We start from the raw sequence: 16,984 nt of genomic DNA, 5'->3' as shown, positions 1-16,984 counted from the left end.
TGGGGAAACGACACCTGTCCGTGCGAAAATGACCTGACGAAGCTTTCTCACAAACAGGCATATGACGGAGGTGGCCGCCGGTGATGATCATGACAGGAGCCTTCTTCGGGGCATCTGTCATCGCCTACCCTCTGGTTCGCCTGCTCGGCCGCAACGCCTTCTTCCTTCTCGCCCTCGTTCCCTTCGCGGGACTCCTGTGGAGCCTGTCGGCGATCTCCGATCTGTTCGGCCCTGCGGCCCAGCCGATCGTCGAGAATCTCGACTGGCTGCCCGAACTCGGCCTCTCCGGAGTCTTCCGCCTCGACGTGCTCTCCTGGATCATGACGCTGCTGGTCACCGGGGTCGGTGCTCTCGTCTTCGTCTACTGCGCGCGCTACTTCCCGCCCGACGAGCCGGGCCTGGCTCGGTTCGCGGGAATCTTCATGGCCTTCGCCGGAATGATGTACGGGCTCGTCGTCGCCGACGAACTGCTCATGCTCTACCTGTTCTGGGAAGGCACCACAGTCTTCTCGTACCTGCTCATCGGGCACAGCCAGTCCCGCCGTCGCTCGCGGCAGGCTGCCCTGCAGGCGCTCATCGTCACCACAGCCGGCGGCCTGACCATGCTCGTGGGCATGATCCTGCTCATCACCGCCACCGGCACCGGGCAGATCTCGACCCTGATCGACCGTGCCCAGTCCGGAATGGACACGGGCGGAGTCATCGTCTCCGCCGTCATCCTCATCCTCGTCGGCGCGATCTCGAAGTCCGCGCTCATGCCCTTCCACTTCTGGCTGCCCGGCGCCATGGCCGCACCCACCCCGGTGAGTGCCTATCTGCACGCCGCGGCGATGGTCAAGGCGGGAATCTACCTCGTCCTGCGCCTGGCACCGGGCTACCACAACATCCCCGGCTGGTCCGAGGTGCTGCTCACCCTGGGACTGCTGACGATGTTCATCGGCGGGTGGCAGGCGCTGAAGCAGACCGACCTCAAACTGCTTCTGGCCTTCGGCACGGTCTCGCAGCTCGGCTTCCTCACCACCATGGCCTCGTTCGGGACTCCGGACATCACGAAGGCGGCCCTGGGTCTGCTCATCGCCCACGCCCTGTTCAAGTCCTGTCTGTTCCTGTGCGTCGGCATCATCGACCACCGTGCCGGCACCCGCGACCTGACGAAGCTCTCCGGCGGTTGGAGGGCGTTCCCCGTCGTCGCCGTGTGCGCGACGATCGCAGCCGCCTCGATGGCGGGGCTGCCGCCGCTGCTCGGCTTCGCCGCGAAGGAAGCCGCGTACTCGACCCTCCTGTCCTCGCCGGACAAGACCTCGGTCATCGCCTTCATCGGGATCATGATCGGCTCGATCCTCACCGTCGCCTACTCGGCCCGCTTCGTCTGGGGCGCGTTCTCCTCGAAGCCGGGAGTCGATGACATCGCCCGCCGCGACGAGAAGCTCACCCTCGTCGTCTCCCCGCTCATCCTCACCGCCCTGACGCTGGCGCTCGGCCCGGGAGTCGGACTGCTCGACGGCTACTTCTCCGCCTGGACCACCGGACTGCCGGCTGTGGCCGAGGGCGACGGGCACTACCACCTCGCGCTGTGGCACGGATTCGAACCGGCGCTCGCCTTCACCGCTGTGACCGTCGTTGCGGGCCTCGCCCTGTTCATCGTCCGTCGTCCCTTCGCGAAGGTTCAGGCGACACTGCCGTCGGGACTGGACTTCCACGAGCTCTACCGGATGCTCATCGGCTGGACGGAGGCCCTGGCGCTGTGGGTCACCGCCCGCACCCAGCGGGGTTCGCTGCCGTTCTACCAGGGCGTGGTCTACTTCGTCCTCGTCGCCGGATTGGGTCTGGCGATCATCGCCAACGACACGTGGAACATCACCTTCCGGCTCTGGGACACTCCGCTGGATCTCATCGTCGCGGCCGTGCTCGTCGTCGTCGCGATCGGGGCCACTCGCGCGAAGAAGCGCTTCACCGCCGTCGTCGTCACCGGCATCTCCGGCTACGCCATGGTCGCCTACTTCGCCTTCGTCGGCGCTCCCGACCTGGCCCTGACCCAGGTGCTCGTCGAGACCATCACGATCGTCGTCTTCGTCCTCGTCCTCCGCCGGCTGCCGGCGCGCATCGGTGAGTCCACCGGTCGCCTCACCCCCGCATGGCGGGCGATCATCGGCTGCGCCGTCGGCATCACCGTCATGCTCGTGGTCCTCATCGCCACCGGTGTGCGCGTGGCCGATCCGATCTCCACCGACTTCGGACAGCTCGCCTACGAGCTCGGCCACGGCAAGAACATCGTCAACGTCACCCTCGTCGACATCCGCGCGTGGGACACGATGGGCGAGATCTCGGTGCTCGTGGCCGCCGGGACCGGTATCGCCGGACTCATCTTCGTGCGCGGTCGCGAAGGTCACCTGCACCGGTTCGAGAGGAAGAAGGACGGCACCGAGGCGGCCGGCCGCATCCGCTTCCAACCCGTGGCCGAGGACGTCGTCGATCTCCACCACGCCGGCCGTGGCGAGGGTCTGTCGCAGAAGCGAGCGTCCTGGCTCATCGCCGGACGCACCCTGGCCCCACGCAACCGGTCGATCATCCTCGAGGTCACCGCACGCCTCATCTTCCACGCCGTCATCATCTTCTCCGTCTACCTGCTCTTCGCCGGCCACAACGACCCGGGCGGCGGATTCGCCGGCGGCCTCGTCGCCGGCCTCGCCCTCGTCGTGCGCTACCTCGCCGGAGGCAAGTACGAACTCGCCGAGGCGGCCCCCTTCACCCCCTCGGGAATGCTGGGCACCGGCCTGGTCACCGCGATCCTCACCGTCATCGGAGGGTGGATCTGGGGCGAGACGGTCTTCGACTCCGTCTACCTCGAGGGGGATCTGCCGCTGCTGGGCCACGTGTCCTTCGGCACGTCGACGTTCTTCGACATCGGCGTCTACCTCATCGTCGTCGGCCTCATGCTCGACATCCTCCGCTCGCTGGGGGCCGAGGTCGACCTGCACCAGGAGCGCGACGAGGCGATGCTGACCACTCGCATCCACGACAATGTGAACTTCTCCGACGGCATGGGCGCCACCGCCGAACACCGAGCCGTGTCCGAGATCATCGACCGGGTCAACGAACTCGACGTCGACAACGGCGCGGAAGGAGGCCGACTGTGAGCGTCTCCTTCGTCATGGTCCTGGCCATGGGCGTCCTCTTCGCCGCCGGCATCTACCTCATGCTCGAACGCTCCCTGACGCGCGTTCTGCTCGGCTTCATCCTGCTCGGCAACGGAGTGAACCTGCTCATCATCCTCACCGCCGGGCGCGGTTCCCCGCCCCTGACCGACGGAGAGAACCTGTCGACCGAGGGCATGTCCGATCCGCTGCCGCATGCCCTCGTCCTCACGGCCATCGTCATCACCTTCTCCGTGACGGCATTCCTGCTGGCGATGATCTACCGTTCCTGGAGGCTCATGCGCGCCGATTCGCTGCAGGACGACGACACCGACCTCCAGGTGGCGATCACGAAGCTCATCGACTCCGAGGCGGAGGCGAGCACCGACTACGACGACACCGAGTTCGGCGACGAGGCGGAGTCCCCGATCACCGGCGCCATCGACCTCGACGACGACGGCACTCCTGCGGAGCGGGAGGAACTCGTCGACGATATCGAGGATGCGTCGACTCCGGCCGAGGCCGATGCCATCGCCGAGGCGGCCGCGGACTCGCAGACGGAGGCCCACGGCGCCGAGGAGGCCGAAGTCGCCGAAGAGGCCAAGGACGCGAAACCGCAGGGAGACGACGCATGATCGATCTTCTGCCCGTACTCGTTCCCCTGCCGGTTCTGCTGCCGCTCATCGGTGCCGGCATCGCGCTGATCCTGTCCAAGCACACGCGGGCGCAGAACCTCGTGTCGATCGCGATCCTGGTCGCGGTCATGGTCATCGCCACGCTGATCCTCTTCGGGGTCGATGCGCACGGACCGCAGGTTGTGGCGATCGGCGGCTGGCAGCCACCGGCCGGCATCGTGCTCGTCGCCGACAGGCTGTCCTCGCTCATGCTCATCGTGTCCGCGCTGGTCACCCTGTGCGTGCTCGTCTACGCACTGAGTCAGGACGCCAACGACGACTCGAACGAGACACCGATCTCCGTGTTCAACCCCAGCTACCTGGTGCTGTGCGCGGGCATTGCGAATTCGTTCCTCGCCGGAGACCTGTTCAACCTCTACGTCGGCTTCGAGATGTTCCTCGTCGCCTCGTATGTGCTGCTCACGCTCGGTGCCACAGCGGAGCGGATTCGGGCGGGAGTCACTTATGTGATCATCTCGCTGGTGTCCTCGGTGATCTTCCTCGCCGCCATCGGCATCATCTACGCCGCGTGCGGCACCGTGAACATGGCGCAGCTGGCGGGGAGGATCTCGGATCTGCCGGCCGATGTGCAGATGATCCTCCACGTCCTCCTGCTGCTGGGCTTCGGCATCAAGGCCGCGATCTTCCCGCTGTCCTTCTGGCTTCCCGACTCGTACCCGACGGCACCGGCCCCGGTGACTGCGGTCTTCGCGGGACTGCTGACGAAGGTCGGCATCTATGCGATCATCCGCACCGAAACTCTGCTGTTCTCCGAATCGTCCCTGCGGGTGCCGCTGCTCATCGCGGCGGGACTGACGATGCTCGTGGGCATCTTCGGCGCCATCGCGCAGTCGGAGATCAAGCGGATCGTGTCCTTCACCCTCGTCTCCCACATCGGCTACATGCTCTTCGGCGTCGCCTTGGGGACGAGTGTGGGCCTGTCCGCGGCGATCTACTACACGGTTCACCACATCATCGTCCAGACCGCGCTGTTCCTGGCCATCGGCCTCGTCGAAATGCGCGGCGGGTCCACCTCGACGAGGTCGCTGGGCGGTCTCATGGTGCTGTCTCCGGTGATCACGATCATCTTCTTCATCCCGGCGCTCAATCTCTCCGGCATTCCGCCGTTCTCCGGGTTCATCGGCAAGGTCGCGCTCTTCCTCGCCGGCTTCGACGATCAGGCGTGGCTGCCCACGGTCCTCATCGTCGCCGGCACCGTGACGAGCCTGCTCACTCTCTACGTCATCGGCCGTACCTTCAACCTCGCGTTCTGGCGTGATCCGGCCGACGTGGAAGAGCCGAACGAGGACCTCGTCGAGGAGTTCACGGAGCGGAAGAAGACGCTGCTGGCGGGGAAGACGTGGAAATCTCAGATCGGAGTGCCCCCTGCCATGGTGGCGGCCACCTCGGTGGTGGTGATCGCCTCCATCGTGCTCACGATCGCCGCCGAACCCCTGTGGGACATGTCGAACCGGGCGGCCGAGAACCTCTCGACTCCGATCGACTACGTCACGAACGTGCTCGGAGGTGATGACTGATGAGCCCCGATCGCGAGCACGGACGGCCGCGAGCTCAGGGCCGGGACGATGCGCAGGGCCGGGCCCGAGCTCAGCGACAGGTCCGCGACCAGGGCCGGGCCAGCGACCAAGGACAGAACCGTGCACCGGTTCCCAACCGGGCGCGGATGAGCCGGGGCCGCGGAATCATCCAGCAGCTCGTGCTGCTGATCTCGCTGGTTCTGCTGTGGCTGATGCTGTGGGACGCCATCACGGTGGTCACCGTGGTCACCGGAATCGTGCTGGCGTTCATCGTCACCCGCGTGTTCTACCTGCCGCCCGTCGTGCTGTCCGGACGGTTCAACGTCTGGCATGCCACGGTGTTCGGCCTGTGGTTCCTCTACTCGGTCCTCCACGCCTCCGTCGAAGTCGCCTGGTATGCGTTCCGCCGCAAGGCGGTCGGAGCCGGGTCCGTCATCGCCTGCGATCTGCGCACGAGCTCGGACCTCGTGCTCACCCTCATCGCCGATACCGCCAGCCTCATCCCCGGGTCGATCATCATCGACAGCGACCGGGCCATGGGCATCCTCTATCTGCACTTCCTCGACTGCGATTCCGAGGAGAAGCTGCGTAAGGCCAAGGCGCAGGTCTACTTCATCGAAGAGCTGCTCATCCGCACTCTCGGTTCGCACCGTGACCTCGCCTCCCTGCGGGCCAGGCCGGATCCGCTGGGCGAGACCGAGGGAGGTCGCTGATGAGTGAGATCGTCCTCCACACCCTCGTCATCGCCGGTTCGGTGCTGCTGGCCGCCTCGGTGGTCATCGCGCTCTTCCGGATCGTCCGGGGTCCGTCGATCCTCGATCGCATGATCGGCACCGACGTCGTGCTCGCTTCGATCATGTGCGGCCTCGGCGGGTATATGGCTCTGTCCGACCGCACGGATCTGCTGCCCGTGCTCATCGTGCTCGCGATGCTCGGCTTCGTCGGTTCGGTGAGCGTGTCGAGGTACGTGTCGAAGTCCGATTCGATGACCCTGGGCGCCGAGGCGGGGGCACTGTCGGACTTCACCAGCACGGATTGGCATATGCCGCGTGGTGCGGGGGAGCAGAGCGCCGAAGCGACGGAGGTCGGGGAGCCGGAGGTCACCGAGATCACGGATCCCACCTACGACGCCCACGCCGACAGCGATGGAGAGGGCGAGGGCACCGGGCCCGACCCGGGACCTGAAGACGCCGAGCACATGTCGGGTGGCGACGGAGAGGAGAACAGTCGTGGTTCTTGACATCATCTCGGCCGTGCTCATCTTCCTCGGCGCGGTCCTGTCCCTGGCCGCAGCGGTCGGTCTCGTCCGCTTCGCCGACCTTCTCTCGCGTATGCATGCGAGTGCGAAACCCCAGGTGTTGGGCCTGGTGCTCGTCGCTGTGGCGATCGCGATCCAGTTCCCGACCTGGGCGACGGTGACGACGTTGGCGATTATCATCTCCTTCCAACTGGTGACGATCCCCGTCGCCACGCATATGGTCGGCCGCGCCGGATATCGCACCAAGCACCTGCGTCGATCTATGCTGTACCGAGATGAACTCGCCGAGGCGGTCGATCGTGCCGAGGCGAGAGAGATCGCCTGGGAACGCCAGAGAGGAACCGGAACTGACCACCATGACGGCTGACAATCACACCGAGCCCCAACCACTCGTCTTGGTCGCCGATGATGAGCCGGACGTCCTCGGAGCGGTCGTGCCGTTCCTCGAACGCTCCGGATTCCGGGTGCTGCCCGCCAGCGACGGACTGCTCGCCCTCGATGAGATCCACCGCCACCGACCCGATGTGTGCGTTCTCGACGTGCTCATGCCCGGAGCCGACGGACGGCAGGTGCTGCGTCGACTGCGCCAGGAGGAGAACTGGGTTCCGGTGCTGCTGTTGACTCAGGTCGGCGAAGGCGTCGAGCGGGCGATGGCACTCGAGGAGGGTGCCGACGACTACCTCAACAAGCCCTTCGACCCGCACGAGCTCGTCGCTCGCATCCGTGCCGTGCTGCGTCGCACCCGCAATGACGGGCCGCCCCTGGCCACAGCACCGGTGCTCGTGTCCAGCTTCGGCCTGCGCGTCGACCGAGTCGGACGCCGGGCCTGGTTGGGGCAGCGTGAACTCGTCATCACGCCGAAGGGCTTCACCCTGCTCGAGTACCTCATGGTGCACAAGGACGAACTCATCGAACGTTCCCGCCTGCTCGAAGTGCTGTGGGGATTCGAAGAGGCCGTGGGCACCCGTGCCGTGGACTCCCGTGTCGCCGAACTGCGTCGCGTGCTCGGCGAAGATGCCGCAGAGCCCAGGTGGATCGCCACCGTGCAGGGGCGCGGCTACCGGTTCGTCGGTGAGGTTCGCGGCGAGGATGGACAGAGCCGTCTATGACGAACTTCCTTGTCTTCGAGATCCAGGTCTGGCTGTTCCTGCTGCTGCTCGTCATCGTGCTCGGCGGTCTGGCCGTCGGCGCCTGGTTCGGCTGGCGGCATCTGAAGAAGCGTGAGGCCGCGCTGCGGGAATCCATCGAGACGGCCGCGGCCGAGGATTCGATGACGAAGCGCAATCGGATGCTCATCCGACTCGACCACGAGCTGAAGAATCCGCTGACGGCGCTGCGCACCTCGGCGGCGAGCATCCGCGAGGTCGTCCGTGACGGCGGTACTCTGAGCGAGGTGGAGCCGGCAGCGAAGCAGGTCGACGTGTCCTCACGCCGGGTCGCTCGACTGCTGGCCGATCTGCGCAAGCTCGCCGATGTCGAGACGCGCATCATCGAATACGCCCGCGTCGATCTCGACGCGCTCATCCATCAGGCCGTCGAAGATGCCTCGACCGCGCCGGGCGCCGAGGATCGGATGATCGTGGCGACTGTCGCCCGTGCTCCGTGGCGGCTGCCCGATGTCGCCGGTGAGGAGGATCTGCTGCTCACCGCGATTCTCAACCTGCTGGGCAATGCCCTCAAATACTCGTCTCAGGCCGAGGTCGTCGAGCTGCGCGCCAATGAGCAGATCATCGACGGCCACCGCTGGGTCGTCGTGGAGGTCGCCGACACGGGCAGCGGCATCCCGCTGGCCGAACAGGAGAACGTGTGGGACGAGCTCTCTCGCGGTTCTCGTGTGCGGGCGGTGGCCGGTTCGGGAATGGGGCTCTCGCTCGTGCGTGCCATCGTCACCAGGCACGGCGGTTCCGTGCAGCTCTTCAGCCAGGAGGGCGTGGGCACCTCGGTGCGTATGGTCCTCCCGGTCCTCGCCGATGCCGCACCCGTGACCGTTCCGCAGATGTCCGATCATATGGATCGGGTCGCCGCCGGTTCGCATGCGGTGCAGCCGGTACAGCAGGCGGATTCGCGGCGGGCACCCGGATTCCTGCCTCCCCGGCAGCCGAATGAGGCCGAACTGCAGGGACGGATCCTCGGCACTCCCAGGCGGACGTCGAAGCGTCGCCTCGAGAGAGTCGACGGAAACCTGGTCAACCGTCGGACGGGCGAATCCGTCTCCGGTGGATTCCCACCCGATTCCGGCCAGCATTCGCAGTTCAAGCCACCGCGGCAGGCACCGAACGTCGGCGGACAGAACCCGGGTTACGGGCAGCCGCCAGTCGGCAGCCAACCGCACTCCGGCCCGCAGAACTTCGGCCAGCCCTACGCGGGACGTCAGCCGAATTCGGGCCCGCAGAACTTCGGACAGCAGCCCGTCGGCAGCCAGCCCGGTGCTCCGTACAACGGTCAGCCGCCTGCAGGCAGTCAGCCCGCCGGACAACCACCTGTCGGCAGTCAGCCCAATTCAGGTCCGCAGCCGTCTCAGCAGCAGTACGGTCAGGCCCAACCGAACCAGAATGGCCCGGAAGCGGGGTACCCGGACCGTCGCAGACACGGTGACCAGCAGTGAGATCAGTGACTGGACGAACGCCATCGCCCACCTCCTCCTCCGCGGGGAGCTTCGCGTCGAATGGCCTCCCATCGTCGAGGTCCGCAATGGGCAGGGTCGTCTCGGGCAGACCCGCCTCAGTGCGGCGAGCCGCGGCGGCCGGCACACTCGCGCTGACCGTCCTGCTCAGCGGGTGTTCGGTCTTCCAGGTCCGCACCGAAGACAAGTCGTCTGGTCCCATGCGGATCGGTGTGCAGGAGACCGCCGGCCCCGAGCCCACAGGCACACCCACCGAGGCCGGAATCCCCGAGGGGATGACGAAGACGTCGGTGACATTCGGCAGCAGCTGCCCGGTCGAACTCAGCTTCGCGCTCGGCGATGACTGGAGGGACAGCAGCGGCAACACCGATCAGTTCCATGTCTTCACTCACGGCGATGACAGTTCTCGCGCCGATATCATCCTCGTGAACTGCACCGACGAATACGGTGACAGTGCGCAGGAAGTCGTCGACAGTAAGCGACGCTATAACTTCTCCGAACAGGACTCACAGGTGTTGGCCGAGCAGACGGGATCTCTGGCCGCGGGAGAGTTCTGGAGCTATCAGGGTGAACTCGGTCCCACAGAGATCCTCGCTCTCAACAGCAAACCCACCTATGCGTTCGGCGTGCAGACGGGTTACAAGATCAACGGGCGCCTGGTGAATCTGTCCATCGAGATGCGCACACCGAAGACGAACACCGAAGTGGCGGAGGACTTCAAGAAGATGCTGCCGACGGTGACGATCGATGGTGAGAGGGTCCCGGCACCGAGCTTCCGCTGACTTTCCGCGGAGTGTCGAACGACGCGGCGATCACGTGGCCGCGACCCCCGACCGTGACCCCGACCGGCCACCGTGACCCCGACCAGCCACCTCGGCGATCCCGACCCCGACCGACCACCTCCGTGAACTGGAGTTTTCTCGGATCTCACTCCGGAGTCGACATTGGGACCTAGGATGGGAAGATGACGACCCACGACGCAGTGACCCGACTCCTCGACGCCCGCCGCCTGCAAGGCCTCTTGACGAATCAGAGCGGCCGCGTCATCGCCCAGTACTCGTTCCTCAACTCCGAGGGCAATTCCTCTCTCAGCCACCTCGCCGATATCAGCGGGGAGAGGCCTCGGCGGATCACCCGCGGCGACCAGTCCGTGGGTCCGGCCGCGCTGAGTGAGAACGGCACGATCGTCTTCGCCTCCAAGCGCAAGGGCGAGGACGGCAAGGATGCGGAGTCACCGAGCCTGTGGGCACTTCCAGACAATGGTGAGGCCCGCAAACTCGCTGATCACGCGGGCGGTTTCTCCCGCATCGAGGTCAAGGGAGAGACCATCGTCGTCGAGTTTCCCGTCCATACGTGGGCCGCCGGCGAGAACGACCATCAGGAATTCAGCTCCGAACGCAGCGATGCGAAGGTCAGCGGGATCCTCCACACCGGGTTCCCGATCCGCCGCTGGGATCATGATCTGGGGCCGGGCCGACAGACCCTGGCCGTGGCCACGCTCAACGAGGCGGACGCCGACTTTCCCGAAGCCAGCGACGAGCTGAGTGCCCCGGCGGGCCTGGACTTCCGATACCTGTCTCTGCCGTCCGGTCGACTGGTCGACTGGGCCGTCGACGATGAGGCTCGCTTCGTCCTCGTCCAGCTCGAGAAGCCGATCCCCGGCCAACTCGAGGCCAGTGAGATCTGGCGCGTGGATCTCGACGGGGAACCCGAACTGCACCGCCTGACGAAACCGGCAGCCGATCACAGCTTCGACATCGAAGCCATCAGCCCGGACGGAACGAAAGCACTGGTCACCCGCGTACAAGCCTGGACTCCGCAGACCAACCTCGCGGCCGAACTCAAGGTCCTCGACCTGGAGACCGCAGAACTGAAGTCCGTGTGGCCGGATGCCGATTTCTGGTTCTCCCCGATCTGGGCGGACGATTCGACCATTGTGGCCACCGCCGATGACCACGGCCGCGGCAGCATCTTCATCGGTGGTGTCAATGATGCGCAGCCCAGGCGGCTCGTCGGGGGAACCGATCAGAAGTATTCGTTCTCGGGGCTGGCACTGCGCGAGGACACGGTCGTGGCGACCGCCTCGGCGATCGATGTCGCGCCCCTGCCGATCTCCGTCGACCTCGCCACCGGAGTGATCAGCGAACTCGCGAACCCGGCGACGGTCCTCGACGAGGAAGGCACCCTCACCGAGGTGGAGGTCCGTGCCGAGGACGGCACGCCGATCCGTGCGTGGCTGGTCCTGCCGGAGGGGGAGGGGCCGCATCCGCTCGTCGTCTTCGCCCACGGCGGACCGTGGGGGTCATGGAATGCGTGGACCTGCCGGTGGAATCCGGGTCCTTTTGCGGCCGCCGGCTATGCTGTGCTGCTGCCGGATCCGGCGATCTCCACCGGATACGGGCAGGCGATGATCGATCGCGGGCAGCAGCAGCTCGGCGGCACCCCGTTCACCGACATCATGGCGCTGACCGAGGCCGCAGGGGAGAGGACGGACATCGATGCCGAACGCATCGGCCTGGCCGGCGGATCCTACGGCGGGTACATGGCCAACTGGGTGGCCGGGCACACCGGCAGCGCGTTCAAGTGCATCGTCACCCACGCCTCCCTGTGGAACACCACGTCGATGGGGCGGACGACGGACAACTCGTCCTGGGATCAGGCGATGCGGGAACAGTCGGCGCAGTATTCGCCGCACCTGTTCGCCGATGACATCGAGGTGCCGATGCTCGTCATCCACGGTGACAAGGACTACCGGGTCCCGATCGGGCAGGGCCAGGAACTGTGGCTGGACCTGCTCACCCGGGCGAAGACTCCGCTCGACGCCGATGGCGACACTCAGCACCGGTTCCTCTATTTCCCCGACGAGGGGCATTGGATCCTCGGCCGTGGGAACGCCGAGGTCTGGTACCGAACCGTGCTCGCGTTCCTCGACTCGCACGTGCTCGGCATCGACGCGAACCGAGTCCGCACACTGGGGTGAGTCGGCAGTCGATCCGTCCGCTTCCTGCGGAGGGGGAATTTCACCGCCCGATTCCGTACCCTGAATGTGGTGTTCGCAGAGCGATGGAAGGACCCCGATGACACAGACCGAACAGATCCCCGCCGAGGCGGTCATCCACAATGCGTGCATCCTCGACGGTGGTCGGGCGACGTTCACCGAGGAGACCGCAGACACGTGGATCGCGATCGCCGACGGAACGGTCACGGCACGGGGCCGTGGGGACGGCTGGAAGGAGAGGGCCGCCTCGGGGCGGGGAGAGTTCATCGACGCCGCCGGCGGATACGTGGCTCCCGCGTTCGTCGACATCCACTGTCACGGTGCGGGCGGTGCGAGCGCCGAAGACGGGATCGAGTCGATCGATGCGATCCTCGACGTGCATCGGTCTCACGGCACCGGCCGGCTCGCGCTGTCCTACGTCTCGGACACGATCGAGGGTCTGTGCCGGTCCCTGCGTGCCGGTGCCGGGCTCGTCCGCGATCGGGCCATGGTCATGGGTCTCCATGCCGAAGGGCCGTTCCTGTCCCCGGATTTCAAGGGTGCGCATGCGCCCGAGGTGCTCACGTCGCCGACCCCAGAGGCCGTCGAGGCGATCCTCGAAGCCGCAGATGGATCTCTCGCGCAGATCACCATCGCACCCGAACTTCCCGGTGCGCTCGATGCGATCGCGCGGTTCTCTGCGGCGGGCGTGCGTGTGGCCGTCGGTCATACGGCTGCCGACTTCGAGCTGACCGCGCAGGCGTTCGAGGAGGGAGCAAGCATCCTCACCCACGCATTCAATGCGATGCCGGGCATCCATCACCGTGCTCCGGGGCCGGTCCTCGCTGCGGCTGAGGCTGAGCATGTCACCGTCGAACTCATCAATGACGGTGTCCACGTCGTCGCCCCGGTCGTGCGCATGCTCCATGAACTCGTGCCCGGACGCCTCGCGCTCATCACCGATGCCATGGCGGCGACGGGCCTGCACGACGGGAGATATCACCTCGGTTCGCTCCCGGTCGAAGTCAAGGATGCGGTGGCGCGCCTGGTCACCGCCGACGGCACTCAGGGTGCCATCGCGGGGTCCACATCGACGATGGACGACGCCGTGAAGCGAGCCGTCGCCGAGGTGGGGCTCAGCCCGTTCGATGCTGTGCAGTCCGCGGGACTCGTTCCGCTGCGTGCGGTGGGTGGTGTGCCGGGGTCGGGTGATTCTCTGTGTGCGGTGGGTGGTGCCGTTGATTCCGGCAGCCTGTTGGCTCCCGGAATGCCGGCTGACCTCCTGCTCCTCGATGAGGACATGAGCATCCGAGACTCGCGGTTCGGCGGCTGAACTCCGGTCGAGGCGGGCCGAACCCGGTTGAATCCGGCCGGATCGGGCTGAATCCGGCTGAACTTGGAAAGTGGGCACAGCTGTCCCCTGAAAGTCGGGGCGGCTATTTGTCGAACAGGGAGTCGACGATGTCATCCGCGATGAAGCGGGCGTGGAGGATCGGCTTACGAGCCGGGTCGTTTGCGGCGGGCGGAATGTAGGCGGGTCGCCCGTCGAAGAGCATAACCGTGTCCCAGTCGGTGCGGTCGAGCAGGTGGTGATGATAGCTGCAGAGCAGCGCGAGATTGTTGATCTCCGTCTTGCCGCCGAGCGACCATGGAAACACATGGTTGGCATCGCACCAACCGGGAGGGGCGTCACAGCCGGGGAAGGTGCAGCCTCGGTCGCGGGCGGTGATCACTGCCAGCTGTTTGCGATTGGCGAAGCGCTGTTCTGTGGCCACCTGCATCGTCTTGGCCTTGTCGCTCATGAGGTGGAAGAACAGCGAGCCGTTGAGGCCGTTTCTCATCAGTTCCTTGATGGGAACGGGATTGTCGGCGCCCGTGGTGCCGTGTCCCGTGCCTTTGGCCAGATCTTCGGCGGTGGCGTTGATGACGAGAGCATAAGGCGCTCCTGCAGCCGTCCGCTGCTTATCGATCGTGGTGACGAGGCCGGCGAATCGTTCGTAGATCCATTCGCGCGCCGAGGGCTGTTCGGCGCTGACGTCGACGAAACCGCCGTCCTCACGAACGCCGACGCCGGGGACGGCAGCCGAATTCCCGCTCGTGCGAGCTGCGTTGAGATCGGGTTCCGGAACTCGCTTCGCGTCATATCGGTCACCGGAGAGCACCGCATCGACGATCTCGAGCAGCTCTTTGTCAGGAAGCGGCGAGCTCGTTGCCTCAGGAGCGGCGGTTACGGTGGCGGGATTGCCCACGGCCGCGATCCCAGAGGCGCCGGTCGCCGAGTCGGCACCGGTCTTGTCGGCATCGGCATTGTCGGCGTCTCCTGCCGACTGGATTCGTGAGGTCAGCAGTCCGTTGAGAGTGCCCCCGGTGACGGGGTCGAGCAGTCCACGCAGCTCCCAGTCGCCGTTGGCCCTGGCACGCATGGACATGTTGTAAGCCGAGCGGTCGCCTGAGTCTTTCGGTTCTTCTCCGTCCGGGTCGATGTAGCCCATGAGCTTGCCGAAGATCTCCCGCAGGTCCTTGAGGCGGACCTTGGGTGCGTTGTCGACCAAGCGCGTCTCGACGTCGGTGCGGACCGCCTGACTGACCCACGTGGGCAGCTTGCGCATGCAGTCTTCGATGACAGATGCCTGGGCGGCGGAGATCGTGCCGGCATGGAGCGCATCCGCGACGACCGGGTAGAGAGGCGGCAGAGCCTGTCCGGCCATATCGACGCGTCCGCCGAGGTTCTTGGCCATATCGGTCCGGCGGTTCGCCTCCGCGCCGGTGAGGTTGAACCGGTTCTCGATGAGCGATTTCGTCGACTTGGCGCCGAAATCGCTGGGTGTTCCGACGCGTTCGCAGACGGAGAGTGCGAGCGTCGACAATGCGTCGTTGATGCGTGTGATCGCCTCGACCCCATCGGCGAGCATAATGGCCTGATCCGGTCCCATGGGGCGATCGAACGTGCGCAGCTCATCTTTGAGGCTCATCAGCTGAGTGATCGAAGAGGTGACCTCGGGCGCAAAACGGCTGAGATCCGCCCACTCCTCGTCGGCCAGCAGCGGGTGACCGCTGGTCTGCGGGGAGTTGCCGGCGTTCCGAGCGGAATGATCGGAACTGCGTTCGGGAGTGAGGGTCATGGGGATGATTTCCGTTCACCAACATCGTTGTTGTTGGAATCCATTTTACTCTCGAAGGCAATAGAATGCCATAAATAATCGAAAAAAAGCTCGAACAAATATGGTGTGTTCGCAGCTGTTCGATCATAGAAGCATGGACGCTTGCCAGATTATTGCAGAAGCGCATGCCGATGACTCGTGCTGCATCCGGCCCGTTCCGCCGAGGCCTCCGCGGCAGCGTTCCGGCTTAGAAAGTGTCAGGCGGTCGTGGCACGATTGGAGTATGGATGCCCTGCTCCTCATTGATACCGACGACGCCAGCTACCCCAGCGATGACGCCATGGAGACCCTCGGCGATATCGTCACCCGGACCCGCGCGGTTGGCGGTGTGCTCATCTTCGCGTCGACGAAGGCCGACCTCGCCGACACTCCCGATGAGGAGCTGAGCATCTTCGTCCCCGATGAGGAGGACCTCGTGCTCCGCTCCGAGAGCCCGGATGTGTTCGAGGGCGTCGACGATCTGGCCGCAGGTCTGCATGACCTCTCCGTCGACCGGATCATCATCGCCGGGGCCGACGCCACCGCGGCCACGCCCGGGGCCGACGCCACCGTGGCGGAGCCCGACGCCGGAACTGGCGGCGATGTCACTGACCCTGCCGCCCATGCAGGAGGCGATGCCGACGCCGGCACCTCCTCGGCGAGCACCCCCGGAGCCGTCTACGCCTCGGCGATGGCGGGCCTTGTGTGCAACTTCGACGTCGTCGTCCTCTCCGACTCCACTACGGATCCCGACGGAAAGCTTGTCACCTGGGGCGATGCTGCCGTTGGGGCCGGCGCTATGGTCAAGAAGACCGCCGATACCTGGCTGCGGATGTAGGCTCAGCCGCCTTCCCGAAAGTGTTCTACATTGAGTAGAATGTGGGAGCGAGCTGAGAGGAGGGCCCATGACCGGATGGACGAAATCCGTACGCGCGCTCTTCGCTGCTCTCTTCACGACCCTTCTCGCCCTGCTCATGCACCTCGCCGCCGGTGGCGGAATCTCGATTCCCGGCACTGTGGTCGTCTTCGTCCTCGTCCTCTGGGCGGCGATGATCGTCGCCGGCAGGCGCCTGGGCTACCTCACTCTGGCCGGTCTGCTCGGCCTCGGGCAGGTGCTCATGCACCTGACGATGAGCTGGTCCGCCCACACCCTCGCCCATGCGGGGGCTCACACGGGAACCGCCCATTCCGGAACCGGCCAGACCGAGTCCGCGAGTACCGGTTCGACCTCCGCCGAGGCGGCCCTCCACGCCCACGCCGGACACATCGTCCCGGCCCCGGGCTCCCTTGATCTCGGTCCGGCCGCATCCGCGCTCGGACATGCCAACCACGGAGCCACCTCGGTGGGGATGTTCATCGCCCACCTCGTCGCCGTCCTCGTCACCGCCGTGATCCTCAAGCGCGGTGAGGACATCGTCCTCAGCATTCTGCAGCTGGCCCTGGGCCCGGTGATCGGTGCACTGCGTGCCCTCGCCGAGGCGGCCGGAGTCCTGGCCGACGAACCGTTCCGCAAGTTGTGCGCTTCGTTCCGGCTGCCGCAGCCGGTCACTTCGGCGGTCGTCGGTCCGAACTATCGGCGCGGACCACCCGCACTCGTCTGACATCCCATTCGGCGCATCCGCCGCCGACCCACACCCGGC

The 16,984-nt window shown here is 66.0% G+C and carries 14 protein-coding genes; 13 read left to right on the top strand and 1 reads right to left on the bottom strand.

Translation table 11 applies throughout. From position 1 onward, the window contains the following. The first annotated feature begins 83 nt into the window (after nucleotides 1-83). From QYM46_RS17885 to QYM46_RS17835, 11 genes are all read left to right on the top strand, one after another. Nucleotides 84-3,137, top strand: coding sequence for a Na+/H+ antiporter subunit A (locus QYM46_RS17885; protein ID WP_432791763.1), 3,054 nt, complete (start codon nucleotides 84-86; stop codon nucleotides 3,135-3,137). Further along, on the top strand, nucleotides 3,134-3,769 hold the full coding sequence (locus QYM46_RS17880) for a Na(+)/H(+) antiporter subunit C (RefSeq protein WP_432790048.1): 636 nt from the start codon (nucleotides 3,134-3,136) through the stop codon (nucleotides 3,767-3,769). The genes QYM46_RS17885 and QYM46_RS17880 overlap by 4 nt, the downstream gene beginning before the upstream one ends. After that, a complete protein-coding gene (locus QYM46_RS17875) occupies nucleotides 3,766-5,346 on the top strand; it encodes a Na+/H+ antiporter subunit D (protein WP_211168025.1) in 1,581 nt (526 codons plus the stop codon). Before QYM46_RS17880 ends, QYM46_RS17875 begins: the two co-directional genes overlap by 4 nt. Further along, on the top strand, nucleotides 5,346-6,059 hold the full coding sequence (locus QYM46_RS17870; RefSeq protein ID WP_248279020.1) for a Na+/H+ antiporter subunit E: 714 nt from the start codon (nucleotides 5,346-5,348) through the stop codon (nucleotides 6,057-6,059). The genes QYM46_RS17875 and QYM46_RS17870 overlap by 1 nt, the downstream gene beginning before the upstream one ends. Then, entirely contained in the window at nucleotides 6,059-6,586 is a 528-nt protein-coding gene (locus QYM46_RS17865) for a monovalent cation/H+ antiporter complex subunit F (RefSeq protein WP_432790047.1), read from the top strand. Before QYM46_RS17870 ends, QYM46_RS17865 begins: the two co-directional genes overlap by 1 nt. Then, nucleotides 6,576-6,971 (top strand): monovalent cation/H(+) antiporter subunit G, encoded by a 396-nt coding sequence (mnhG, locus tag QYM46_RS17860; protein WP_025780490.1) that lies wholly within the window; start codon nucleotides 6,576-6,578, stop codon nucleotides 6,969-6,971. Before QYM46_RS17865 ends, mnhG begins: the two co-directional genes overlap by 11 nt. Then, nucleotides 6,961-7,713 (top strand): response regulator transcription factor, encoded by a 753-nt coding sequence (locus tag QYM46_RS17855; protein WP_039211949.1) that lies wholly within the window; start codon nucleotides 6,961-6,963, stop codon nucleotides 7,711-7,713. The genes mnhG and QYM46_RS17855 overlap by 11 nt, the downstream gene beginning before the upstream one ends. Then, the gene (locus tag QYM46_RS17850) at nucleotides 7,710-9,209 is read left to right on the top strand and encodes an ATP-binding protein (RefSeq protein WP_432790046.1); all 1,500 of its coding nucleotides are present in this window, start codon (nucleotides 7,710-7,712) and stop codon (nucleotides 9,207-9,209) included. The genes QYM46_RS17855 and QYM46_RS17850 overlap by 4 nt, the downstream gene beginning before the upstream one ends. Before the next feature lie 86 nt (nucleotides 9,210-9,295). After that, nucleotides 9,296-10,009, top strand: a complete 714-nt coding sequence (locus tag QYM46_RS17845; protein WP_432790045.1) for a hypothetical protein — start codon at nucleotides 9,296-9,298, stop codon at nucleotides 10,007-10,009. A gap of 182 nt (nucleotides 10,010-10,191) precedes the next feature. After that, nucleotides 10,192-12,207, top strand: coding sequence for a S9 family peptidase (locus QYM46_RS17840; protein WP_432790044.1), 2,016 nt, complete (start codon nucleotides 10,192-10,194; stop codon nucleotides 12,205-12,207). Nucleotides 12,208-12,304: 97 nt separating this feature from the next. Then, a complete protein-coding gene (locus QYM46_RS17835; protein ID WP_432790043.1) occupies nucleotides 12,305-13,537 on the top strand; it encodes an N-acetylglucosamine-6-phosphate deacetylase in 1,233 nt (410 codons plus the stop codon). Between the two features lie 103 nt (nucleotides 13,538-13,640). Here the strand turns inward: QYM46_RS17835 and QYM46_RS17830 are convergent, their stop codons facing one another. Then, the gene (locus QYM46_RS17830; protein ID WP_432790042.1) at nucleotides 13,641-15,326 is read right to left on the bottom strand and encodes a DUF222 domain-containing protein; all 1,686 of its coding nucleotides are present in this window, start codon (nucleotides 15,324-15,326) and stop codon (nucleotides 13,641-13,643) included. Nucleotides 15,327-15,588: 262 nt separating this feature from the next. Between QYM46_RS17830 and QYM46_RS17825 the strand changes: the two genes are divergently transcribed. Both QYM46_RS17825 and QYM46_RS17820 read left to right on the top strand, forming a co-directional pair. Further along, nucleotides 15,589-16,182, top strand: coding sequence for a hypothetical protein (locus QYM46_RS17825; RefSeq protein WP_432790041.1), 594 nt, complete (start codon nucleotides 15,589-15,591; stop codon nucleotides 16,180-16,182). Nucleotides 16,183-16,249: 67 nt separating this feature from the next. Further along, nucleotides 16,250-16,945, top strand: a complete 696-nt coding sequence (locus QYM46_RS17820) for a hypothetical protein (RefSeq protein ID WP_432790040.1) — start codon at nucleotides 16,250-16,252, stop codon at nucleotides 16,943-16,945. The last annotated feature ends 39 nt before the right edge of the window (nucleotides 16,946-16,984 follow it).

Source organism: Brevibacterium sp. K11IcPPYGO002, assembly GCF_050920635.1.
Lineage (GTDB): Bacteria > Actinomycetota > Actinomycetes > Actinomycetales > Brevibacteriaceae > Brevibacterium.
Note: the sequence above shows the minus strand (reverse complement) of the source record. Positions and strands in the feature narration are given on the sequence as shown.